At 41.0% G+C, this 23558-nt stretch carries 25 protein-coding genes; 12 read left to right on the top strand and 13 right to left on the bottom strand.

Annotation, left to right across the window (positions count from 1 at the left end):
• Positions 1-81: 81 nt before the first annotated feature.
• From AAGA18_09380 to AAGA18_09365, 4 genes are all read left to right on the top strand, one after another.
• Positions 82-519 carry a BLUF domain-containing protein gene (locus AAGA18_09380; protein ID MEM9445551.1) on the top strand — a complete coding sequence of 146 codons (438 nt, stop codon included), beginning with the start codon at positions 82-84 and terminating at the stop codon, positions 517-519.
• A 296-nt stretch (positions 520-815) separates the two neighbouring features.
• Positions 816-2978: an EAL domain-containing protein gene (locus tag AAGA18_09375; GenBank protein MEM9445550.1), complete on the top strand. Its 2163-nt coding sequence runs from the start codon at positions 816-818 to the stop codon at positions 2976-2978.
• A 215-nt stretch (positions 2979-3193) separates the two neighbouring features.
• Positions 3194-4240: a hypothetical protein gene (locus AAGA18_09370; GenBank protein ID MEM9445549.1), complete on the top strand. Its 1047-nt coding sequence runs from the start codon at positions 3194-3196 to the stop codon at positions 4238-4240.
• A 26-nt stretch (positions 4241-4266) separates the two neighbouring features.
• Positions 4267-5772: a FecR family protein gene (locus AAGA18_09365; GenBank protein MEM9445548.1), complete on the top strand. Its 1506-nt coding sequence runs from the start codon at positions 4267-4269 to the stop codon at positions 5770-5772.
• Positions 5773-5904: 132 nt separating this feature from the next.
• Here AAGA18_09365 and AAGA18_09360 read toward each other — a convergent pair whose 3' ends face one another.
• The 5 genes from AAGA18_09360 to AAGA18_09340 form a co-directional block, all read right to left on the bottom strand.
• Entirely contained in the window at positions 5905-6309 is a 405-nt protein-coding gene (locus tag AAGA18_09360; protein ID MEM9445547.1) for a peptide chain release factor-like protein, read from the bottom strand.
• Positions 6310-6624: 315 nt separating this feature from the next.
• Positions 6625-8397, bottom strand: a complete 1773-nt coding sequence (locus AAGA18_09355) for a tetratricopeptide repeat protein (protein MEM9445546.1) — start codon at positions 8395-8397, stop codon at positions 6625-6627.
• Positions 8398-8414: 17 nt separating this feature from the next.
• The gene (locus tag AAGA18_09350) at positions 8415-8519 is read right to left on the bottom strand and encodes an AURKAIP1/COX24 domain-containing protein (GenBank protein ID MEM9445545.1); all 105 of its coding nucleotides are present in this window, start codon (positions 8517-8519) and stop codon (positions 8415-8417) included.
• A gap of 31 nt (positions 8520-8550) precedes the next feature.
• Positions 8551-9438 carry an ATP phosphoribosyltransferase gene (gene hisG / locus AAGA18_09345; GenBank protein MEM9445544.1) on the bottom strand — a complete coding sequence of 296 codons (888 nt, stop codon included), beginning with the start codon at positions 9436-9438 and terminating at the stop codon, positions 8551-8553.
• Positions 9439-9458: 20 nt separating this feature from the next.
• Entirely contained in the window at positions 9459-9947 is a 489-nt protein-coding gene (locus AAGA18_09340) for an HIT domain-containing protein (GenBank protein MEM9445543.1), read from the bottom strand.
• Positions 9948-9972: 25 nt separating this feature from the next.
• Here AAGA18_09340 and holA point away from each other — a divergent pair, with 25 nt between their 5' ends.
• Positions 9973-11067: a DNA polymerase III subunit delta gene (gene holA, locus AAGA18_09335; protein MEM9445542.1), complete on the top strand. Its 1095-nt coding sequence runs from the start codon at positions 9973-9975 to the stop codon at positions 11065-11067.
• A gap of 487 nt (positions 11068-11554) precedes the next feature.
• On the opposite strand, the gene AAGA18_09330 is transcribed toward holA, so the two are convergent.
• Together AAGA18_09330 and AAGA18_09325 are read right to left on the bottom strand one after the other, a co-directional pair.
• A complete protein-coding gene (locus tag AAGA18_09330; GenBank protein MEM9445541.1) occupies positions 11555-12157 on the bottom strand; it encodes an exonuclease domain-containing protein in 603 nt (200 codons plus the stop codon).
• The gene (locus AAGA18_09325) at positions 12158-12847 is read right to left on the bottom strand and encodes a DUF4230 domain-containing protein (protein MEM9445540.1); all 690 of its coding nucleotides are present in this window, start codon (positions 12845-12847) and stop codon (positions 12158-12160) included. It abuts the gene before it with no gap.
• Positions 12848-13086: 239 nt separating this feature from the next.
• Here AAGA18_09325 and AAGA18_09320 point away from each other — a divergent pair, with 239 nt between their 5' ends.
• Positions 13087-13473, top strand: a complete 387-nt coding sequence (locus tag AAGA18_09320; protein MEM9445539.1) for a hypothetical protein — start codon at positions 13087-13089, stop codon at positions 13471-13473.
• 94 nt (positions 13474-13567) lie between these two features.
• On the opposite strand, the gene hpt is transcribed toward AAGA18_09320, so the two are convergent.
• The 5 genes from hpt to AAGA18_09295 all read right to left on the bottom strand — a co-directional run bounded on the left by hpt (position 13568) and on the right by AAGA18_09295 (position 16321).
• Positions 13568-14116 (bottom strand): hypoxanthine phosphoribosyltransferase, encoded by a 549-nt coding sequence (gene hpt / locus AAGA18_09315; GenBank protein ID MEM9445538.1) that lies wholly within the window; start codon positions 14114-14116, stop codon positions 13568-13570.
• 4 nt (positions 14117-14120) lie between these two features.
• Positions 14121-14741: a hypothetical protein gene (locus AAGA18_09310; GenBank protein MEM9445537.1), complete on the bottom strand. Its 621-nt coding sequence runs from the start codon at positions 14739-14741 to the stop codon at positions 14121-14123.
• A gap of 96 nt (positions 14742-14837) precedes the next feature.
• Entirely contained in the window at positions 14838-15200 is a 363-nt protein-coding gene (locus AAGA18_09305) for a hypothetical protein (GenBank protein MEM9445536.1), read from the bottom strand.
• Positions 15201-15483: 283 nt separating this feature from the next.
• Positions 15484-15930 (bottom strand): ATP-binding protein, encoded by a 447-nt coding sequence (locus AAGA18_09300; protein MEM9445535.1) that lies wholly within the window; start codon positions 15928-15930, stop codon positions 15484-15486.
• A 193-nt stretch (positions 15931-16123) separates the two neighbouring features.
• Positions 16124-16321 carry a histidine kinase dimerization/phospho-acceptor domain-containing protein gene (locus tag AAGA18_09295; GenBank protein MEM9445534.1) on the bottom strand — a complete coding sequence of 66 codons (198 nt, stop codon included), beginning with the start codon at positions 16319-16321 and terminating at the stop codon, positions 16124-16126.
• A gap of 674 nt (positions 16322-16995) precedes the next feature.
• Here AAGA18_09295 and AAGA18_09290 point away from each other — a divergent pair.
• The 6 genes from AAGA18_09290 to AAGA18_09265 all read left to right on the top strand — a co-directional run bounded on the left by AAGA18_09290 (position 16996) and on the right by AAGA18_09265 (position 22749).
• Complete coding sequence (locus AAGA18_09290) at positions 16996-17841, top strand: response regulator (GenBank protein ID MEM9445533.1); 846 nt, start codon at positions 16996-16998, stop codon at positions 17839-17841.
• Positions 17842-17891: 50 nt separating this feature from the next.
• On the top strand, positions 17892-18182 hold the full coding sequence (locus tag AAGA18_09285) for a circadian clock KaiB family protein (protein ID MEM9445532.1): 291 nt from the start codon (positions 17892-17894) through the stop codon (positions 18180-18182).
• Positions 18183-18243: 61 nt separating this feature from the next.
• A complete protein-coding gene (gene kaiC, locus AAGA18_09280) occupies positions 18244-19746 on the top strand; it encodes a circadian clock protein KaiC (GenBank protein ID MEM9445531.1) in 1503 nt (500 codons plus the stop codon).
• 98 nt (positions 19747-19844) lie between these two features.
• The gene (locus tag AAGA18_09275) at positions 19845-20216 is read left to right on the top strand and encodes a circadian clock KaiB family protein (GenBank protein MEM9445530.1); all 372 of its coding nucleotides are present in this window, start codon (positions 19845-19847) and stop codon (positions 20214-20216) included.
• A 219-nt stretch (positions 20217-20435) separates the two neighbouring features.
• Positions 20436-22313, top strand: coding sequence for a PAS domain S-box protein (locus AAGA18_09270; protein ID MEM9445529.1), 1878 nt, complete (start codon positions 20436-20438; stop codon positions 22311-22313).
• Between the two features lie 13 nt (positions 22314-22326).
• Entirely contained in the window at positions 22327-22749 is a 423-nt protein-coding gene (locus AAGA18_09265) for a response regulator (protein ID MEM9445528.1), read from the top strand.
• Between the two features lie 26 nt (positions 22750-22775).
• Here the strand turns inward: AAGA18_09265 and AAGA18_09260 are convergent.
• Positions 22776-23558 (bottom strand): response regulator (locus AAGA18_09260; protein ID MEM9445527.1); only part of this gene is annotated, 783 nt, incomplete at its 5' end.

The following is a 23558-nucleotide window of genomic DNA, read 5'->3' as shown; positions in this document are numbered from 1 at the left end:
TCATGCGTCTTAGTATTGATATTAGACTTGCTATAGTGTCTGTGAGTCCGTTAGCATAGTCTGCAAATACACAAGTAAAATATGCATTCATTATTATATAGCAGTGTAGCAAGATACCAAATGTCTAAAGAGGATTTGCTCAGCCTCTTAAATCATAGCCGAGAAAACAACATCCAGAGCGGGATTACTGGCATGCTTATTTATAATGAGCAACTTTTTATGCAGGTCCTCGAAGGTTCTAAGGAAACAATAAAAAGTTTGTATGAGAACAAAATCAAGAAAGATACGAGACATACTTTGGTTTCTTTATACCTTTTTGAACCGATCGAAGCGCGTGAATTCGAAGATTGGTCTATGGCGTTTCATGATCTCAGGGATTACGATTTAAAACAGGTGGAAGGGTATTCAACTTTTTTGCAAACGGGCTTTACCCAAGAATCCATTTATAAAAATCTATCTGTAGCAAAAGAGTTGCTTGTTCTCTTTCGTGATTACGATACATCAAAAAAATTTGCTTGAGAGAGCCTTAGTTCATCAGGTCAGTTAGCAAGTTATATTTCTAAAAAAATACTCCAAGCGTAAGTAATAGAGTAGCTTGTTGTCTTTAGATTTTATACTGACTAAAATGAATGAGATCTATAGAATCTTTATTATGAGAATAGCAATACATCTGAAGCTAATGGTCTATGATGCAATAAGAGTCAAAGATCTTTCCTAGATCTTTAAGTCTCAACTGCATAATCCGGGTTAAAGCGAATCAAGGGAATGACGATGTAAAAAGGTGTGAGGTGAAATCATTCACACTATGATTCGCTATGAAGGCCCATTCAATATCGCATGCTTCGCCCTCGAGCAACGGCTCAGGTCCTCTCGTCTCACGTGCAAAGGGAGTAAGTATAAGTGACCGGCAAAATTACCAATCTTTAAACTTGCTACTTATTGAAGACAATCAGGACGATGCGTATTTTATTAAAAGACGTTTATACGCGAAAGGGGGAGCTGCTAATTTTCATTCAACGGAAACCTTATCTAGTGCTAAAGCAATTTTGAACAGCTTGCAGATAGATATCATACTAACGGATTTGCATATAACGGATAGCTCGGGCTTGGAGACATTGGAGAGGCTGCTGGCAGTTACTCACCAAAAGATACCAATTATTGTGCTCAGTGGGCTAAATGATGAAGAGCTCGCTTTGAAAGCAGTCAACCTAGGTGCGCAAGATTATTTACCGAAAGGCAAGATTGATAGTTTTGGTCTTAAGCGGACTATTCTACATAGTCTGGAACGTCATCAAATGCTTAAAGCCTATGAGCAAAAGAGCGTTCAAATAGAAAACACTGTATCTAAAGTCAGAGCTATTTTAGAGGCTTCTAGTGCTATGATTATGATTCTGGACGCAGATTTTTCCATCTGTGAATCTAACCGGACATGTCAAAAAATTCTTAGTCGCTCCTTTGAGCAGCTAAATGGATCCAGTTTGGAAGACATTATGGAAGTCAGCAGAGAAGAGATCAAAAAACTGACTCTCGAGCTTAGGGAACTTGTAACTGATTCAAAAGATGTTGTTTGCTTTGACAGTTTTCTTCTTCCAGATCTACAGGGCCAAAGACGTTATGTATCTTGGAAGATTACTCGAATTGAAAAGGGCTATGGTAGAGACTATAACTTTATTTTTACAGGCACGGACATCACGGAGCGCTATCAATCCGAGCAAGAAAAAGCAACGGAAGCGGAACTAGATACCTTAACAAGACTGCTAAATAGGAGTTCCCTAAATGCTGCTCTAGAGAACTCCATCTTGAATGCTCAGTGCGGTAAAAATGCTGCACTGGTCTATGTTGATTTAGATAATTTCAAAATTATCAATGACACCATGGGGGGGCATCATTCGGGCGATAAAGTTTTGGTGCAGGTTGCTGAAATATTACGGGGTGCAGTCAGAGATAGAGACAAAATCTTTCGCTGCGGTGGAGATGAATTTGTCATTATTCTCAATGATGTAGACTTAGATTTTGCCCGAGATATTTCTGAACGTATCAACCAAATGTTAGATGATTTGGATATAGAGCATGAAGGGAAATGCATGCATGTTAGTGCATCCCTTGGTATTACTCGAGTGAAGCCGAATGTCAATGCAGAGGATCTCATTAATCAGGCGGATGCGGCTTGTTACGTGGCTAAGTCTAATGGCCGGCATTGTGTGGAAATCTATGATGAGCAAATTTCTCAAAATGTTTCAAGGACAAAGGATACGGATTGGTCCAAGAAAATTCAACAGAGCTTAAAAGAAGATCTTTTTGCTTTGTGGTTTCAGCCTATATGCCGCACCTCTAGCAAAGAAGTTATTTTCCACGAGGTATTATTGAGGTTGCCCGGTGATGATGGAGATTTGCTTTATCCTCATCAATTTTTTCCTCCGGCCAAGAGAGCTAAACTCCTTAAAGATATTGATCATTATGTTATTGGTAAATCTTTCCCACACCTTGCTGAAAATCCTCAATTAAGATTGTCCATTAATCTTTCCGGAGAATCGATAGGCGAATCCAAGATTGTCAATTATATAGAGGGTTTACTCAAACAGTATAAGATTGATGCAGAGAGACTAGTTTTTGAAATTACAGAGTCCGAAATGATTTCAAACCTAAGAGTTACAAAGTCGCTGATGAATGGCCTAAGAGCGAAAGGCTTTCGATTTGCTATAGATGATTTTGGAGTAGGTTTTTCTTCGCTATCTCACTTAAGAAACTTACCTGTAGATGTTTTAAAAATAGATGGAAGCTTTATTCGTAACCTGTCTCAGAACCAAACAAGTCGGGTTTTCGTCAGAGCAATCAATGATATTGCTCATGAATTAGGAGCCGTAAGTATTGCGGAGTTTGTAGAGGATAAAGAGACTCTCGGCATCTTGCAGCACTTGGGTATCGACTACACTCAGGGCTACTACTTAGGCCGACCATCGGTTGAGCTCTGTCCCTAAGGCAACAAAGATTATTTATTGCTTCACTGTTGAGATACCAATAACCGAGGCATCACACCTGTTAAATACAGTTTGATATCATAGAGACCTGAACCTCTTACCATTTCCTTCGATTATTGTAACCTGGGTTAAAAATAATCGTGTGTTTTTTTTTAGTTTGACATTCCATCGTTTAATTACAATTTCTAGTGTTTTAAGGTACTTAGAGGAGTTTTATGCAAGTATTAGGTAGACTTTCAATATTATGTTTGGGCTTGGTACTTTCCTCTATAACAATAGTTGTAGCTCAACAGAGGGCGATTGAGGACTTTGAAACAATAGAACGGCTTGAAGGTCTTCAAAAAAGAATTAAATCGAGCGATTATTTTAATTCCACTACACCAGAAACGATAGATGTGCCTGAGTTATTTGCCAGTGAGCGTGAAGACCTCGGTCCCCAATTTATCGTTCGCAGGATCCCCAGAAGGAAGTGGTTTGATGCCTATGTAGACACTCAATATTTCTATAGCTCAAATGTAAATTTAGCCAAGAACTCGTTTGATGCTAACCATCAAGACACTGCTGTTTGGGTAAACACCTTGCAGCTGGCAATTGCTCCTGATCCCTATGAGATTTTTGAAGGAGTGGCTTTATATCCATCGGTAGGATTTCGTTACCAGTGGTACAACTATGGTCTATTGCAGGGTGATGATCATCTGAATCGATTGGATTTCGATTCCCAAACGACTTTTGCTGAATGTCGATTTGTCATAGATGATCTATGGGTGGTCACAGCTGGTTTTGATTGGAACCGTTTAGTAGGGCACGAAGAACCCAACTACCAAGAGCTTTATCGCGAATACAAACCACATTGGGGTGTGGAGAGGTTATTTCCACTAGCGGAGGATAAAGCCGTCAGCTTAGGCTATCACTCTTCTTACCATTTTACTGATGTGGGTGAAATACTGCCCGGCCTAGGTCAACGAGATAGAAACGATCGCATGACACACACGTTTTCTATCGTTTATACTCAGGTTTTCTTTGAAAAATTGTTTGTTCAGCCTTTCTATAATTTTGAATTGAAAGATTTTATGGCAGGGTTAAACGGAGATCTCGAGGAACAAGTTCACTTGGCTGGAACAAGTGTGACCTACTTCTTTAATGACTGGTCTAATGTAAGAGCCTTCTTCACCTACACGAGACAGAACTCTAATAGAACGACATCTTTAGAATATGAAAAGTGGGATGGAGGAGGCGGTTTATCTTTGAATTTTAGGTTTTAATGCTTGATGAGGTAATTTTAATGAAGATGTTGATTAAACCAAAGATCCGTATTGTTTTTCATGGTTGCTTCTTAGTACTCACATTGGTGAATCAAGTTCATGCTGCCAAAGGCAAGTTTGATGAAGCTATCTTTACCCATGTTTTAAATGATGTTCGAGTCGTGGATAGCACAACTCTGACTCAAAAGAGTAAGGCTAAGGAACAGGATCTTTTGAAGGCTCCGGATTTGGTATCTACAGGTGTTAAATCCCGAGCAGAATTAAAATTTACTGATGAAACGGTAACGCGTATCGGATCTAATACCAAAATGTCTTTCTCCCAGGATAGAAGGACTATAAATTTAAAACAAGGTTCGGTTATTTTACATACACCAAAGGGACGTGGAGGCGGGACTATTCAGACTGCTGGCGTTACCGCATCTATCTTGGGAACAACTATTGGAGTTGGCACTACTTCTAATGGAGGCTTTAAGCTTCTAGTCTTAGAGGGCAAGGCAAAAGTAAAACTACCTGGGGGCTTAGCGAAAACTCTAAGAGCAGGCAATATGACCTTTGTGATACCTGGGAGAAAAAGGCTTGGTCCAATTATCGAATTTGACCTATCACGTAATATCCAGGGCTCCCAATTACTCAATGGCTTTTCCAATGATATCAGCTCGATGAACAAAATTGAAGAAGCAGCTGGACAACAGCAACAAGACATTACGGATGGGAAAGCAGAGACGGGAGATGTTGAGATAGGGGATGCCAAGTCGGATGCTTCCTTTGAGCTCCTGGTGCTCAATCAATCGAATCAGACCGGATTTGAGCAAGGCTTGTTTGGTAACCCACTGGCAAGAAATATACTTATTTCTGGGACCATGATTGATGAAAGCTTTTTACAAGATGCGGAAGCGGTAAAGAATTTTATAGACGCGCAAATAGCAGATAATCCGGATATCGATATCGATACCTCCGTTATTGATGTAATGGGACAGCATGTTATTGGGAATCACATTACCTTCGAGACTCAGGGCCTAGATCTTTCTCCTTTCAGTGAACAGACAGCTATCGCTTTTGCCGCCTCAGGTGATATTATTTTCAATTCTTTTGGAACAACAGAAGGGTATCAAGGTGAGCTTGTGTTCGGCGCTGTCGGTGAGATCCATTCGACTGCTGTTAAGTTTGAACACGCAGGGGATGTGCAATTTGCCTCTGTGAGCACTATGAGCTTCGATGGCACCACTTTCATGGCACCTGAGTTTAACTTTGATGCAGTATCTGATATAGCTATCAAAAATTCACAATTTCTTGGGGCAGGCCTCGTTACTAACATTACAGCGAGAAGTATCGTGTTAGAAAATGTTGTCTTCCCAGTTTCATCCTCTGGCACATTTACTACAGAGACAGGACAATATAGCTCATTTGCTGTCCTCCCTGGAGGGTTAACATTATTTAATGTTAGTTTTGATGATGGAGCCACTATTTTTACCGGTTCTGGAGGTCCTGGAACAATATCGGGTGCTTTTATCTCGGAGGCATTGTCTGACTAAAAGTAAAAACTCCAAACTCCTTTTGGTTTTGTCCTACTTTGTTTAAACGGGAGCATCCAAGAACGCAGCACTTTTCACGGTGGCTTAAGCTCTTACGCATCTCGTTCAACTTTTATTGCATCATTTTGGTTTTTACCAATCGTTAGTTGTAACTTTTCTGAGGCGCTTGATGATGGAGCGTCGCTTCTTTTGCTTGAGAATTTGTTCCTGAACGTTTTTTGGTCTTTTTGCTTTGGCAATACGCTTGCGGCGCTGTTGGGCTTGACGATTGAGCTTGCCTTTCTCCCTCTTTTTCTCGAAAAACGTGACTAAGCGCTCGCGAGCAAGGCGCCGATTCGTACTTTGTGAGCGAGAAGTTTGCACCCGAATCACCACACTTGTGGGAAGATGTTTTAAAGTGACCGATGTAGAGACCTTGTTAACGTTCTGACCTCCAGGTCCTGAGGAGCGTGCAAAAACCTCCTCAAGATCATCCTCGAAAATGCCTTGAGCATGCATGCGTTTAATGAGTTCATCGGGTAAGCCTAAAGGGGTCATTACACAAAGGTTATCGCGATTTAGAGTATTTTTGAATCAAATTTAAATATCCCTTATTTATCATAATCCAGTTCAATCGAGGTCTCCCGGAGATCCAAGTATTCATAGTTTTTTTCACGGGATTGATTCTCCGATATCAGTCCTGATCCAGGTATTATGAGGCTAATTTCAGGTCTCAACTAGAGGCTTTTACTGATGAACTCAGATAATGGACAGCTCGTACGAAACACAGTTGCTAATTTATAAGAAAATGCACGCGACAGAATGGAGAAAAAAAGCTCTTTAGAGTATCCCCCGAGTCTATTGATCGATGTTTTACTGACTTTTTGAAGGCTCAGCGTCACTTCTTACTTGCTGGGATAAAGCCTTGGAGACTCTTTCTATCTTGGAGCTTAGAGCTTCTTTGAGGTCCGAAGCTTGGGGGAGGGCTTTTTGCCAAGTTTCAATTGCCAGGTGAATTTGGCCCGTCCTTTCATAAGCATCTCCCAAGTGATCGTAAATGACGGGGTCGACATTGGGTTCCATATATTTGATGGATTTTTTTAGATAAGCAATAGCTTCGTCATATTCTTCCATCTTATAATAAACCCAGCCCAGGCTATCGAGGTAAGCTGGATTATTAGGCTGAAAGCTAAGCGCCTTAACAATCATAGCCTCGGCCTCGGCGAGGTTGATGCCGAGCTCGGCCCACATATAACCCAAAAAGTTGAGTGCTTGATGATCATCAGGGTTTAGGTCGATAAGTTTACGCAATAGCCGTTCAGCAGTGCGGTAGTTTTTATTCTTCTCTGCAATAGAGGCATATTCCAGGTAAAAACCTTGTGTCAGTAACTTAGGGTTGCGACTCAAGGCTTCATTTTCTATTTCACTGAGTAATTCTTCAGCTTTAATGTAGTTTTTTTGTAAGATAATTACCTGCGCTCTTATAAGCTTGAAGTTGGTAATGTTCGGGAAAAGCTTTTCAGCCTTAAGGACTGTTTCGAGCGTTTTTTCATAATCTTTGCGATCTAGCTGAATCTGTAAAAGCTGCACATAAAATCGCGGGTCCGGGTCGTTCATCAACGTGCATAGATGATAGTAATCCTCAGCTTTTTCTAAGTTATTTTGCTTTAGGTGGAGTTCGGCCAACATAGGGTAGAGCACCGTATGCTGAGGTTTTATCTCTAAGATTTTCTCAAGCACCTCAATGGCACGCTGCTGGTTGTCAGTTGCGAGGAATGCAATGGCAAGGTGTTCGAGAACGTTGGGTGAATTTTCTTTTTGAGATAATATCTTTTCATACAGCTCAATAGCGCGGTCGTATTCTCCAGCACGAAAAGAAATTTCTGCAACATTAACCAGCAAGTCAGAGTGATCGGGATTGATTTCAAGCGCCTTATTAAATAGGGGTAAGACCTTTTGATAGTGCTCTGTTTTGGTGATGTTTCTGTTCGAGTTGCTCAGTATTTTTAGCCACATTTGACCCAAACGAAGATAAAGGCCAGCATCATCTGACTCGGTATCTTTAGCTTGCTGAAGGAGGTCACCAATTTCCTCATTTTTACCTTGAAGGGTAAGCCCTTCGACGATGATGGGGTAATTTGCGATAAGTGAGGGATCACCTGCTAGTGCGTCTCTAGCATGAGACATCGCCTGAGTGAAGTCACCTTTAAGTGTATAACAATAAGCGAGAAGAGAGTGGAAATCTGGTGAGTTTGGAGAGATTTCTAGATGCTCTTGAAGAAGCGTGACGGCTTTTTGGATGTTTTGTTTACGTAAATGTACGAGCGCTTGACGGATAGGGATTTGGTCAAATTCCTTATCTAAAACGGCAGCTTGCTCATAGTATTTGAGTGCGTCAGCAAATTTTCCCCTTTCCTCGGCTTGCCGACCCATAGCAAAATTAGCAAGGGCTTCAGCAAGGTCTCGACGTTCCTCTGAGGTGCGTCTAGAAGGTGCCTTCGACGTGCTTTTGTGTAATTGCTCGGAAGTCTGAACTTGTCCTGACCCAATGATGCTATCAGAGGTTTGTCCCGCATTACCATCAACAGCCGCAGTGAGAACAGATGCCCCTGAAGCAATTAATAGGGTAATGATATATTGAACCACCCCTTAAATTTACTGGATTAAGACTTGTAACGCAAACGCTTCTTGTGGCGATTTGCCTTCATGCGTTTTTTGCGTTTATGCTTTGCAATCTTTGTTTTACGTTTCTTTTTAATTGATCCCATAATGAGAGCGCTTTATTAAAGCGATTTTTTCTTAATAGACAACCTTATTTAATGGATATTCGATAATTCCCTCCGCTCCGTGTTCTTTGAGCTGGGGTATAATCTCACGGACAACGTGCTCATCAATGACAGTTTCAATAGCAACCCAGCTAGAGTCAGCTAAATGGGCTACTGTCGGATTACGTAGGGCCGGAAGCTTTTTAAGTATATCTTTTAATTGTTTTTCAGGGAGATTCATTTTTAGGCCCACTTTGTTACGGGCTTCCATGGCTCCTTTTAGGAGTAGAATCATGGTATCTATCTTCTTCTTCACCGCTGGCTTCTGGATAATTTGTTTGTTGGCGATGAGCTGAGGGTAAGATTCAATGAGTGTGTCAACGATTCTTAATTTGTTGGCCCGTAGTGAGGAACCCGTCTCAGTGATATCGACTATGGCATCGACCAACTCGGGGACTTTAACTTCGGTGGCGCCCCATGAAAACTCTACTGCGGCTTTGATTTTATGCTTACGCAGGTAACTTTTAGTCATATGAACAGCTTCTGTAGCAATTCGTTTGCCTTGTAAATCAGTGGGCTTCTTGATTTTTGATTGCTCCGGGACCACCAGAACCCAGCGAGCAGGAGCACTGGTCGCTTTACTAAAAGGAAGATCGCATAGCACTTCGACCTTAGAATTAGTCTCATGAACCCAGTCTTTACCTGTGAGACCAATATCTAAAAAGCCTTGTTCCACGTATCTTGCAATTTCTTGTGCTCTAAGGAGTCTAATTTCGAGATCCGGGTCGTCGATATTCGGTTTGTAAGATCTGCTAGAGAGAACAATGCGGTAGCCAGCCTTTTGGAAAAGCTTTAAGGTGCTGTCCTGGAGACTACCTTTGGGTAGGCCTATGCGTATCTTTTTTTTAAGATGTGGCTTCATTGGGCGAAGCAGCGTGCGGATCAGATTTCCTTTTGTAAAGCCTTTTTGAGAGTTTTGTAGACGACGTCTAGATCGTGCGGGTGCACGCGGGTTTCTGCTGTCGTGGTGAGAAAATTAGCATCGTCTTTCCATCTAGGGACAACATGGACGTGTAAATGCTGGGGGAATCCAGCTCCAGATCCGAGTCCCATATTGATGCCAACGTTGAAACCGTGAGGCTGATAAGCATCCTTGAGCAGTTGAGTCATTTCGTTGACCGTGGCCCATAGGTCTAAAAGTTCAGATTCTGAAAGCTCTTGCAAGCAGCTAATCTCCTGGTAAGGGATTACCATCAAGTGGCCAGAATTATAGGGGTACTTGTTAAGCAGTGCATAGCAGCTCTTGGAACGGTAGATGACATGATGCTTTTCATCTTCCGTAGATTGCCCAATTTCATAAAAGAGATGCTCGGAGCGGACTTTCTTTCCTTCAACATATTGATTGCGCCAAGGGGCCCATAAGTGTTCCATAGGGGTGTACCATAGCATTACATTCATGAGCGAGAGCAAGCTGAAAGCGAAACATATATTAGTGTCTGGGGATGATGAATTTGCCATCAAGGAGAGGGGTAAAGTTTTGGTGGAGGCTTTGAAACCTGAGGATGAGATGAATTTAGAGGTTGTAGCGGGAGACGCTGAGAATGTAGACGACGCTTGTCGAAAACTTGAGCAGGCTATTGAGTCCATGTTGACCCTTTCCTTTTTAGGTGGCAGTAAGTTGGTTCATTTGAGGCATTGTAATTTTGTGGCAGATACCGTGACCTCTAGGAGTGAGGAAGTTAAAAAGCGTCTCGAAAAGCTCTTAGAAGTTGCCAAGGATACAGCTCCCCATGAAGCAAGGCTAGTGATTACAGCTATCGGTATTGATAAGAGAAAAGCGTTTTACAAAAAGTTTCAGAAGCTTGGTCTTATCGAATTATTAGATCGTCCTGATATTAATAATCCTCGAAGTGAAGCTGTCTGGGTAAAAGAAGTGCTCAAGATGTTGGAGCGAGAAGGCTTGCAGGCTCCCCATGAGGTTGCGGAGCGTTTGGTGGAGCTCTTGGGCAATGATAAGCGGGCTTTACAAATGGAAATAGAAAAGCTTGCTCTGTATGCTCATCCAGACTCAAGGATTACAGAGAGTGATTTGCGTCATATTGTTTCTGGCAATCGAGAGTTACTGATTTGGGATTTGTGCGATGCCGTCACGTTGGGCAATTCTACTGAGGCCTTATTGATTCTCAAACAACTGATGCGCCAGGGTGAGAGTGAGGTGGGTGTTTTAATTCTACTCAGCCGGCACATCAGGCTAGCTGCCTTGTGCATGCATTTGTTTGAGACAGGTAAATTGCGCCTTGAACAAAATGGGCGCTATACGAATGTTGTGATTACTCCAGAAGGTGAAGATCTTTTGCCAACGACTAAGAAAGGAGCTAAGCCAAACCCCTTCCGATTGCAACGTATCACGCAACAAGCGCGTCATCAGCCTTCAAAAAAATGGTTTGCTGCTGTAGAAAAACTCTACCAAACCCATAAAAAAATGCTGACAACTGGACCCGATAAGCAACAACTATTGGAGTCAACTATTTTATTTATTTGTGGGAAATGATTTTTTTCGTGATGTGATGAACCAATAATTGGAGTCCAGGAAGTGTGACGCTGTAACTCGGAGCGATTCCAAGTTTAGCTACCATCATGCCACAGAGATAAAGATCGAGCTAAGATCTTGGGCCCAGGAAACATAGAGTCTCCTAGAGAGATCATCCACTGATATAACTTAGTCGACTCTCTTTTCTTGTAACTTTTTGCATTTTCTCGTGAATAGGCAACCGGCCTAATCTAACCTATTACGCTCTTGTTTCACCGCTGAAAGCCTCTTGAGATCTGTGTAATGACTTGGTGCTTGGATCCGTGTTGATATCAGGGGGATCAATCCGATAGAAAACTCTATGAATAATTCAATCTTCCGGATACCCCGTTTGAACTGGGGTAGGACAAATGGATTTTTAAAATGAATTAAAAAATGCTCTAAGCTTTTAGGCATCTTGCTCAACTTCTATGATATCATCTGTCTTCAACACTGCTTTTTGTATGCACTAGCCATTTGATGAATTACGTGTAGATAGCTGGGATAAGTATTCTAGAGAACAGTCTTGCCAACCATCTTGCTTGAGAATGAAAAGAAGGAGTAATGCGGAGGCGGAGGCATCATAGAGGGCATCATGGGGAGCAAGTTCCGGGCAGAGTTTTTTTAAATCTGAAGTCAGCTCTAATGCCTGGGACAAATCTTCTAGGGCATAAGATTTTAGGTTGGGTAAAGCTTTTCGTGCAAGTTGCAGGGTATCAATCCAAGGGCCTAGTTGATGCAGTGGTATGTATTGGGTAAGAATATTCCGTTCAACTGAGATATTGTGGGCAGCAAGTGGAAGATTTCCTAAGGTGGGAGAGAGTTGAGGCCATAAAGAGGTAAGAGTAGGGGACATCTCTAGTTGGTCACGTAGCTGGTGGTAATTACCAGGAGCACGCGGGTGAAAAGGTCTATTACCTATTTTTAGGTGGCTCATAAAGGACTTTTGCGGATCAATGCTACCATCTTCCACGCACACATAGCCTATTTGCCAAGGTTCGGATGGCAGATTCTGAACAGTACCAGTGGTTTCAAAATCTATAACAATGAATTTCGCATCAAGGGCTCTCATCTAAAATTTAGTGCTGGGGAGATTGCCTTCAATATGGCCAAAGTTAAGAGAGATGGGAATGTTTTGCTGTTGGGCAAGTTCTTTAAGTTGTTGTGTGATTTGTTCTTCGGCTTGCCAAGCTAGATCGGTTTGATTGGCGTGCATGCGTGCAGCTTGTAAAAAAAGATTGAGAACCTCCTCTCTTTCCGATTCTTGAATGCGGTTAATCCAGCCATGCTCATTATGGCTATCGATCATGCCAATTTGCTCGATGCTCAAAAGCTTGGCTGCAGGTAATGAGGCAGTGACGGATTGTGATTCTTGGTCATAAAGCAATTGGAAGGATTCTTGTAGGTCAAAGCCTGCCTTTGCTCTAAATGATGAAGTAAGTTTCATTTTTTTTGTGCTGGTCAGCCAGCGATGCTTCCATTCGTAAGTAAAGGTAAATTCTTGTTCGATCATGGCCAGTTCAGTAATGGGTGCAGATTGTTTTTGAATGACTTCTTGGTTCATGATGATCTTAGGCTGCACTTGCAGTATCTCTTCAAATAACTCGGATGTTTTGGAGAGAAGTTCTTGGGTCTTTTGCTGTGTTGCCGTAAGAGCATCGGTTGGGATATCTGATATTTTCTGAAGAATGACTTGGATTCCAATGATAGCAATGATAAGCGATAACAGGCAGAATGCCGGTAATGTGTAACGTAATCTCACTTATGGTTGATACTAGGTTCAATATAAAACACTTGTCAAAGCTCTGGCATAGGCGAGGGGCTTTTAAATCCTAGGATTGATTCTTCTCGTGCTGGTGGGATCTATTCTATTTGGATACTTTTAGTCTTTATTCACTTAACAGGTGATTGGCTTGATGCTTGTCTCATAAATTCTGAAAAGAATATTGAACCGTTTTTGCTAGACTATTGTCTAAAGATGTAAAGAATAAGGTTCTTAGTATGTTGAAACAAATTACTCCGCTTTCTTTGGTGGCTATTCTAGCCGTTTTCTCTTCTTGTAACTCAACCTCGCCCGGCACTGGCACTGTTGTTGGTTCATCTGCCGTGGGTGCAGGAACTGGTGCTGGAATTGGTGCTCTTGTTGGGGGTGGAGAAGGTGCTGCTATCGGTGCATTAGCTGGTGCTGCTGGCGGAGCCCTCATAGGTGCAGGAGCTAATGCTGCTAATGAAGGAAACATTGCCTATCCTGAAGCACAACGTGATCCTAATAATCCTGGCGTGGTTATCAATCCTTATGATGGCACGAAGCTAAATGTTCGTGGGGCTGCTCCCGGGAAGAAGATGAAAGACCCTCAAGGCCGTATCTTCATTGTCGGCCCTTACTAAAAGAAGTTATTAAGTCTTATAATAAAGCAGATAGGAAATACTGCGTTGCAAATGAAGCAGAGCTGTCCTCTATCTCTCACTTATTAGTTATCTTTTAATCTATCGTTCGAATCATGGGGAGTGGGCGGTATTTGTCGTTCAGGTCTAGTCCGTAGCCTACGACAAATTGATTGGGAATTTCAAAACCCCACCAAGTTGGCATGACTGGGTACGGACGTTCAATTTTTTTGACCAAGAGAACACAAGACTTCACATCTTTAGCACCCAGGCCATTGAGGTGTGAGATAGTTTTAAATAGGGTAAGACCTGTGTCCAGGATGTCGTCAATTAATAATACATGGCGTTTGCTGTAATCACTTTTGTGGTATTCTAAGCCTTTGACGATTCCGGTTGACCTTTTGTTCTCGTAACTAGAGATATTCCAGCACTCAATTTGCACATGATAGGGCAAATAACGGACTAAGTCAGTTAGGAAAAAAATGCTGCCATGGAGGAGTGCAATGAGTGTCAGTGGTTTTCTACGATAATGCTTTTGGATTTCCTCTGCCAGCTCTTTAATCCGTTTTTGAATGCGGCGTGAGGAAATAAGAGTACGGCCGGGAAGAGTAGGTTGGGGGGCTGATAGAGCTAAATGTTTCTTCAAGGCATTACAGCTTTGAGAGTTGAGCGTTCATTTTCTTAGCAAGGTCGGATGTTGCTAGAATATGAACACCTTCTACCCATGATTCTTTGGCATCTTCTTCTCTTTTGAGTTGCTTGTATGATAAGCCGGCATAGTAATGGATAGCTTGGCGAATATCAGCGGTATAGGCTTTGGGTTTCGAACGAATTGTTTCGAGCAATACCTCAAAATCAGCGCGTGCATTATCTCGCCTATTAATAAAGGTAGGCAAGTGATAGTTGTTGACAGCTCGTATAAAACGAACAAACACATCTTTAGGAACTGCCTCAACGGCTTGGTCCATCTTCTTTAATCCTTTTTTTAGCAAATTGATTTTATTAGGCCCGGGGAAGGCGTCGCGGCTAGCTAGGGTGTAGGCGCTGCCTAGGTACGCTTGCATTAAATGGTGCTTAGGATCTTTTTGGGTCAGTTGCTCAAGTTTTCCTACCAGCAGTTTAGTGGCATCTTTATCACCCTGCTGAGATTGATCATGAAGTTTATGAACTTCGGCAATGAGCTTGCTTCGGTAAGGCTTGGTGGCATAACTCTTTGTCTGAAGGCAAGTGATAACAATAACTACAAGCAAATACTTAAAGAATAAATGCATATGGGACAATATGGCAAAGAGATCTGGTAGATGGCAATAGGAAAGTTTTCTCCCGTAAAGGCTATGAGGCGAAAATGCTTAACTTGCTAAATGACTTTATGGTTGCCATATAGACTTGAGTTCTTGGCATTCAATGATTTGATTATAGCACTCCGCAGTCATTTCTGAAACAAGTCTCACATGATCTTTGGCAATCTCCTTTTCACCTCGCTTTGCATGTAAACGTGCTTTAAAGAGATGCCACATTTCATTTTCACCGTATTTATTCCTAAATTCATCCAATAGAGTAAAGGCTATCTCATGGGACTCCTTTCTGAGGTGAATTTCGATATTTAGACAGGAGACAGCAGAGTCATCTTTATGACGACTGGGTAGTTCCTCAAGTTGAGTGAGAGCTTCATCAAGCATACCTAAAGAAAGGAACCCTTTGGCCGCATCTAGATTGGTATTTAAAGGCATAATCGTTTAATAGTAGATTGATATAATGGACCTTAAGAATCGTCCCGAATGAGCAGATCTTTAATTTTATAATGTGAAAAAATCCATTGTTCTTGGAACCTTGCAGAAAAAGGAGTAACCGTCAGTTGTTGGGGGGCTAGTCTATTTATCTAATTGTTTATGGGCGCGTGTTACATCAAGTTTTTTTACTATGGCTCCCTTGAAAACCAGAGCATCCTGATAGGAAAGCTAAATAGCCTGTGTCCCATCACTTTTGACGTTTATCATTTAGATAGGATTAATGTCACAGAAAAACCGCATCTATCCCGTCATGGCCGCTATCTGTTGAGTGGATGATATAATCTTCTTTTCCTAAGGTGTGTTCCAAACCGACAGGAATGGCCTTTTCGTCGTCAATGAGAAGTATTTTGGCGGGTCTTGATTCTAAATCAGGGGCATTAGCCTCAGGAATGATGGGTGATAGCTCCGTGGTAGGTAGATAAACCGTGAAAGTGGAACCCTTACCAATTTGAGACTCAACCTGAATACAACCATTATGCTTATTAATCACAGCATAACAAGTGGCTAGACCAATACCGTTGCCGTAAGATTTCGTTGTGTAGTAAGGGTCAAAGATTTTGCATAGTGTCCGTGTGAATAGGCCACTGCCCTCATCGGTAAAGCTAAGCTTGAGGTATTCCCCCTTAACTAAATGAGAAACTTGATGATGCTTTAAGAGGACTTTATCTATCTGGACGATGAATTTACTCCCCTCTGGACTGGCCTCTCAGGCATTAATAGCTATGTTATCAATGACTTGCTGGAATTGTCTAACGTCTAGGAGAACAGAAGGTAAGTGACCTTGAATTTTAAACAGCTTTGAGCATGGTGTCGCGTAAGGCGAAGTCAACCGCATCCACTACTACTAGTCCTAGATTGATAATCTAAGGATCCGAATTACCGCCCTTCGAAAAAGCGAGCAGCCTTTTGGATTGTTCTTTTGCTCTTAGGGAAGTTTCTTGGCTTTCTTGGAGAACTTCTTTCTGTTCTTTCTGGGTAAGGTAATCCTTCATGACACTTTCAATGTTTAGATTGATTGCCGTAAGGATGTTATTAAGATCGTGAGCGATTCCTCTTGCCAAGAGCCCCAAGACTTCCAATTTGAAAGCCTTTAAATCTTCCTCGGTCTTAACTTTCCGCTTTGTGATGTTTTAGCAGATACCCGTAAATCTTACAGCTCGTTGAAGTCTATCGGTTTCGACTATTTTACCTGTTTCAAAAATTCAAATCCATTCACCTGAACGAGTCAGCATGCAGTGCTCGGATTCATAAGAGCTGGTTAGCTATCCAGAGCTTTTTGCATGGAGGATAAGTCTTTTGGATGAATCAGTCTCTCAAGTTTATTGGGAGCAAGCTCCTGAATTTTTTTGGATGTATCTCAAAATATAAACCAGTTTTTCACTGAAGAGAAAGGTTTGCGTCTTAATTTCCCAATCCCATATGGCGTGATCGGCCGATGGTATAAATTTCCATATCCTACCCAACAGAATGAGGTCTATAACTTAGGAACTAGTTCGGCCATACACCTAAAGAAATGATAAACAATTTATAATAATCAATGATATTTTAATTCATTAATTAAAAAAATGATAGATAAGTGATTTCTATTCAAATGTAGTATATCATTAAGTGAGGTTAATATCTATTTAATGAATGAGCCTAATTTTTTCTTTAGAAGACCTCTTTAGTTAGTTTAAATATATTTGACCAGAGTAGCAACGAATGACTATCTTACGACATAGAAATAGAGAGCCAAATGTTTCATATATTAGTAATTGAGGATAACCCCGCTGACCAAAAGATTATTGAAAAATATCTTTACAATAAGCAGACAGTTTATCCATTTGACCAAGATTTTAAGCTTCATAAAGCAGAATTAGCTCGAGAGGCATTGGAGATGTTTGTGGAGGGAAAATTTGATCTCGTGCTTCTTGACCTATCTTTACCTGATATCCATGGAGTAGATACGTTTGATAAAATCTATGAATGCATGCAATCGATTCCCATTATTGTTTTATCAGGCTTAGAGAACCAAGAAACAGCTGTAGAGTGTTTAAAAAGAGGTGCTCAAGACTACCTCCTCAAAAATACAATTAACTCACAAGCCCTCATTCGTTCGATTCTTTATGCTTCACAACGGGCTGCTATGCAGAGGCAAAAAGACCAAGCTCGCGAGCTTCAGTTAAAGGAAAAAAGCTTTGTTAGGTTGAGACATTTATCAGAAGAAAAAGATGTTTCCGTCACTGCCAAAGCCTATGGAATGCCCGAGTTACACCATTCAGCTCCTCAAGAGTGGGAAGCTCTTATTGATCGCTATGCAGATGTATTGGATTTGGCTATCGAGATCAGGGCTTATAAAGTAGAGGCTGATTTATCCGAGTCTTTAACAGACCTTGCAGAACAAATAGGCTTTCTTAAAGGAACACCCAGAGATGTTATTCGTATTCACACTGCGGCCATTAAGAGAAAGCAGTCCTTCAATGAAATCAAGAATAATGTCTATATGGAAGAGGGAAAATATTGTCTCATTCAACTGCTTGGTCAGTTAGTCCTTTTCTATCGAACCAATTCATTGGGTACAAGTAACGGCCATTTCGCATGATTTAAAAGTTTCTATTGAATATTTTTTGAGAAAGAACTAAACATACTGGCGTGCAGGATAATAAGAATAAGCTCAAACTGAGGTTATATGTAGCAGGAGTAACGTCAAATTCTGAGAAAGCTGCTGCAAATATTCGCGAAGTCTGTGAGAAGGAATTAGACGGTCAGTATGAGTTGGAAATTATTGATATTTTTGAAAAACCACAATTAGCTGAAGATGAGCGAATCTTAGCGACCCCAACTCTCATTAAAGAGCTACCACCCCCACTTAAAAGAATCATTGGAGATTTATCAAGTGTAGAAAAGGTATTAGTAGGGCTTGATCTCAGATCCTCTGAATAATTTTATTTTATTACTATTAGCTAGATCAAAAACACAGAAAGGGGAGAAATCTATATAATTTATGGTAGTTGATAAACATGTGACTCATATTCCGGGACTAGATCTCATATCCCATGGAGGAATTCCCCAAGGAAGAACGACCTTAGTGTCGGGGACTGCCGGGAGCGCTAAAACTGTATTTGCCTCCCAGTTTTTAGCTGAAGGCATTACAAATAGCGGTGAAACAGGAGTTTTTGTTACTTTTGAGGAGTCGGCAAAAGACATCAGGACGAATATGGCCACCTTTGGTTGGAATATCGCCCAGTGGGAAAAAGAAGGTAAATGGCTATTTGTGGACGCTTCCCCTGTGCCTGGTCAACATGTTGTGGAATCCGGAAATTACGACCTAGGCGCTTTGTTGGCTAGAATCGAAAATGCGATCAAAAAAATAGATGCCAAGCGTGTTTCGCTCGATTCGCTTGGAGCCATTTTCAATCAACTTTCCAATGCGCGTATTGTTCGCCAGGAACTATTTAGAATCAGCCATGCCCTAAAAGAATTTAATGTGACTTCCATTCTTACCGCGGAAAGAAGTCAAGAATACGGAGAGATTTCTCGTTTTGGGGTGGAAGAGTTTGTTGCCGACAATGTGATTATTTTTCGCAATGTTTTGGAAGAGGAAAAACGAAGGAGGACCATTGAGATTTTAAAATTCAGAGGGACTAAGCACCAAAAGGGTGAATGGCCTTTTACTATCACTCCTAAACAAGGAATTGTGATTTTGCCTCTCTCTGGCATAGAGTTGAAACAGAGATCCTCTGCTGTGCGCATTTCTTCGGGTATAGATGTGATTGATGATATGTGCTGTGGTGGTTATTTCCGAGATTCCATTATTCTGGTATCGGGAGCCACTGGAACGGGTAAAACTTTAACCGCAACTCACTTCGCGGGAGCTTGCCCGAATGAAGGAGACCGTTGCCTATTGCTTGCTTTTGAGGAAAGCCGAGAGCAGCTCTACCGAAATGCCGAAGGATGGGGAATTAATTATGCTCAGCTAGAGCAAGAGGGTAAGCTAAAAGTGGTTTGCAAATATCCAGAGACCTCTGGTTTAGAGGATCACTTGCTAGAAATTAAGAATGAAGTTGAATCTTTTAAACCAACCCGGGTGGCTGTGGACAGTCTCTCAGCGCTAGAAAGAACTTCTACACAAAAGGCTTTTCGAGAATTTATTATTGGATTAACATCTTTTATTAAGCACGAGGAGATAGCTGGGCTTTTTACTTCAACAACTTCCTCCTTACTCGGGGGCTCTTCCATTACCGAAACCCATATTTCAACCTTAACGGATTCCATCATTCTCCTGAGGTACGTAGAAGTGAACGGAGAGATGAGACGTGGTTTAACGGTTCTGAAAATGCGTGGCTCTATGCATGATAAACAGATTCGGGAGTTTACGATTGATAATAGTGGAATGCATGTGGGAAAACCGTTTCGGAATGTAACAGGTATTCTTGCTGGTAATCCTATTCATATGAGTGATAGCGAAATTGATCGCATGGACGGTCTATTTAAAGATTCTATGTAAGGGGTAAGCGTTTTTGAGTTTCACAGCACGGGTAGTTAACAACGCTGCTGGCAAATTCTATTTGCCTTGTCTAGCCTGCCCTATATCTTTGGAAAGCGATGGATGAAGAGTGCCAAATACGGATGTTTATCTCCAAAGACACTACCAATTCCGATTGGCTCATCAGTCGGTTATCCATGTTTTGTGAGTATCATCTCCGTATCCCCTACAAGATAGTGGTTGTCGTCGTAGAACAAGAGCCTGATCTTGCGGAGGTATTTCGTGTGATGGCGATTCCTACACTGCAGATCACCTACCAAGAATTTGATACACGTTTTATTGGTGATTATACAGAAAATGAGCAATTTGGATGGGCCCTAGAAGCAATGATTAGAGGCATTTCAGTGAGAGCCAAATCGAATAGCATTATTAAAAAGTCTAGGTCTTATATGAAAAACCTTAATGGGACCAATCGTATTTTGAAAGATTAACGTGTTTTATAAATTGATAGGGATTGTTGGATTAAATTCTTTTTAACTCTCAGCCAATTCTGACTAAGTACATAGTGAATTTAGCTACTGGCAAAGAGGCTGCGCATTTTTGCATAAGCAGTAAATAGCACTAAACCTGCAATCTACTCCCTGGATAGACTTAGTTGTTTACAATCAGATAAGTTATTAGTTATTTTTGCATCACTACTTCAAGTAAATATGTTGAATGAGAACAGTAATCAGTCAGGGAAATGCTCACAATATCTAGAAGCACTGGCTGATTCTTATGATCATTTGCCCATAGCTGTAAATCTATTTGACAGTCATGGAAAGCGGCTGTTCACCAACCATGCTTATGAGACCTTATTCGAGTCAGATCATCAGGTTTTAAATTCTCGCTTTATAACTGATTCTATTGAGCAAGATGAAAAAGGTGATCTACAGAATTTATGTGATCAATGGTTGTCAGGCGCATTGAACGATTTTGTTTCCGAATGTCGTTGTCTAACAAAGAGAGGTTCAACCATTTGGTGCAGGTTAACTGCCAAGTCGCTAAAGCAAGGTGGTCATGGCTATTTTCTTCTTATTTTTGAGGATATCACTTTCAGCAAAGAACTCTCTACAAAATTAGAGTTAAGCGAAAAAAAATACAAAACTCTTTATGAAGAATCCCCTGTTATGCATATGAACTTAGATCCTGAGACTGCTAAAATCATCAATTGCAATAACATGCTTGTTCACAAATTAGGGTATCATGCAAAAGAAGACTTAATCGGCAAAAAGATCTTTAGTATTTATGGTGAAGAATGCCTAGAGGAAGCTCGGAAAGCATTTGAGACATTTAGGCGAGAAGGCAAACTAGTAGACAAGGAACTAAGCCTAAAGCATAAGGATGGAAGAGGCATTCCTGTTGTTTTAAAGGTAGCTGCTGTGAAGGATAGTGAAGGGAAAATTCTGCATAGCTCATCAACTTGTGTGGATATCACGGAAAGAAAAAGGGCAGAAAAAAAATATTTATCTAAAAATGCTGCCTTTGAAGCGGTATTAGAGGGAACATTAGCAGGATATTGGGACTGGTTCATCCAAGATGACCAAGAGTATCTGAGCCCTGCTTTTAAAAGAATGTTTGGCTATGAAGATCACGAAATGGAAAATCACCCTTCTTCTTGGCAGAAAATTATCTACCCAGATGATTTGCCGGGTGTCTTTGAACTCTTTGACCAACATGTTACAAGCAAGGGAGAGGTGCCGTTTCATAATGAGGTGAGGTACTTTCACAAAGATGGCAGTATTGTATGGGTTTTTTGTCGAGGAAAAGTCATCGAATGGGATAGGGAGGGAAGGCCCGTTCGTATGGTTGGTAGTCATATAGATATTACACCGCTAAAAGAGATTCAAGTGAAGTTACTCGAAAGCAATAAGGAGTTAGAGCAATTTGCTTACATAGCCTCTCATGATTTACAAGAGCCATTGCGTTCCATTAAAAATTTTTCCGAGCTATTAGCGGTAGAATATGGAGATAAGCTCGAAGGTGAAGCCGTAACTTATTTAGAATTTCTTACCCGTGCTTCAAATCGTATGAGTCATTTGATTCAAGCTTTATTGGATTACTCCAGACTTGGCAAAAATTTACGTCTAGAAGAGATTGATTGTAACATGCTTGTAGATGAGGTCTCTGAGGACATGAGCGCAACGATTGAAAGCCAGAAAGCTATGATACAGATATATGACCTTCCTAAAGTTACGGGAGACCGGTCGATGCTACGCTTGCTATTCCAAAATCTGCTATCGAATGCTATTAAGTTCCGCCAAAATGACCATGGGGTGATCGTCAGTATTTCATCCACTAGTGATCAAACGCATTGGATTTTCTCGGTAAAGGATAATGGAATTGGTATTTCTTCAGAGTCCCAAGAAAAAATATTCCAAATATTTAAAAGGCTCCATTCTCAAAGCAAGTATGAAGGATCTGGTATAGGTTTAGCTCATTGCAGAAAGATTACTGAGTTCCATGGAGGGCGCATTTGGGTAGACTCAGAGTTGGGTAGGGGCAGTAACTTTAGGTTTTCTATTGCTCGCAATACTTCGCATCGTTAGCTTCACTCTCTGTATGATGTCTAAAAAATTAAACATGGTCTTGCTTATTGACGATAGTGAAGAGGATAACTATGTGCATACTAAGGTGATTAAAAGGGCTGGCGTGACGGATAAAGTCGTCTCTGTGCAAAATGGCTATGAAGCTTTAGATTTTTTATCTTCTAAAAATGAAGAGAGTAACTTTCCTCAGCCGGACTTGGTATTTCTCGATATTAATATGCCGGGAATGGATGGTTGGGAATTTTTGGAAAGATATGCTGAGCTGCCGGAAGCTCAAAGAGCTAAGATCATGGTCTTCATGCTTTCAACTTCAACGAATCCTGCGGATATTGAAAAGGCTAAGAATAATCTATACGCGGCTGGTTATGAAAGCAAACCTTTAACCGTAGAGATGTTGGAAAAAGTGATGCAACATCATTTTCCGGAGCTTTGTTGAGAAAATTTTACTATCTAAGACACTTTTTATACATGGATTCTGTGAGGCTTAGTTATATCAAGACCAGTGCAGAGAAACGTTGTTTCATTATGATCAACTCTAGAAATATTTATGGATATATGGCGCTGGCAAGACCTAGAGAAGCAATCGATATAGCCTTCAAATGAAAGGACTTTATTGGGAATCTTTTTAATATCCTCTATCTGATCAAAAAAGTCTTTGTTCCCTATAGAAGATTCATATAAGAGATCGCAAAAATGAATACCGTCAAAATTTTCAATGATTTGAGATGAGCATTGCTTACAGATGCCCTTGACCTCTTCAATATATAATTCGTTATTGAGTAAAAAAATCAAACCTCCTGTAGACTTCTGAAGAAAGAAGCTTTTTTCTGTGAAGCCCTTTTTACTATTGAGCATGTAGGAGTGGTGCAGGCTGTGAAAGATACTTCCTCTTAAAGTTTCAATGTCTTCTTTTAATAAATAGTCCTTAGCACCTAGTATGACTGCATCCAAAGCTACCGCTTCATCACTGAGACCACTTAGCACAATGATGGGCACTTCCTTGTCCAATATTTTAGTTAGTTCATATAGGGTCGCAAGTCCATCACTATCCGATAGATAAAGGTCAGTTAAAATCACGTCTATAAGCTCCTCTTTGAGATATTGTCTCGTTTTCTGGAAAGACTCAGCATGGTACACGTATGAAATTTCGGGTATGGTAGATAACTGTTTTTTTATGATGACCGCGTCACTTTCGCTATCTTCAATGAGCAATAGACTGAGAGAATGACCTTCTTCTTGATCGCG

The organism is Verrucomicrobiota bacterium, assembly GCA_039192515.1.
In the GTDB taxonomy this organism is placed as follows: Bacteria; Verrucomicrobiota; Verrucomicrobiia; order Methylacidiphilales; family JBCCWR01; genus JBCCWR01.
Note: the sequence above shows the minus strand (reverse complement) of the source record. Positions and strands in the feature narration are given on the sequence as shown.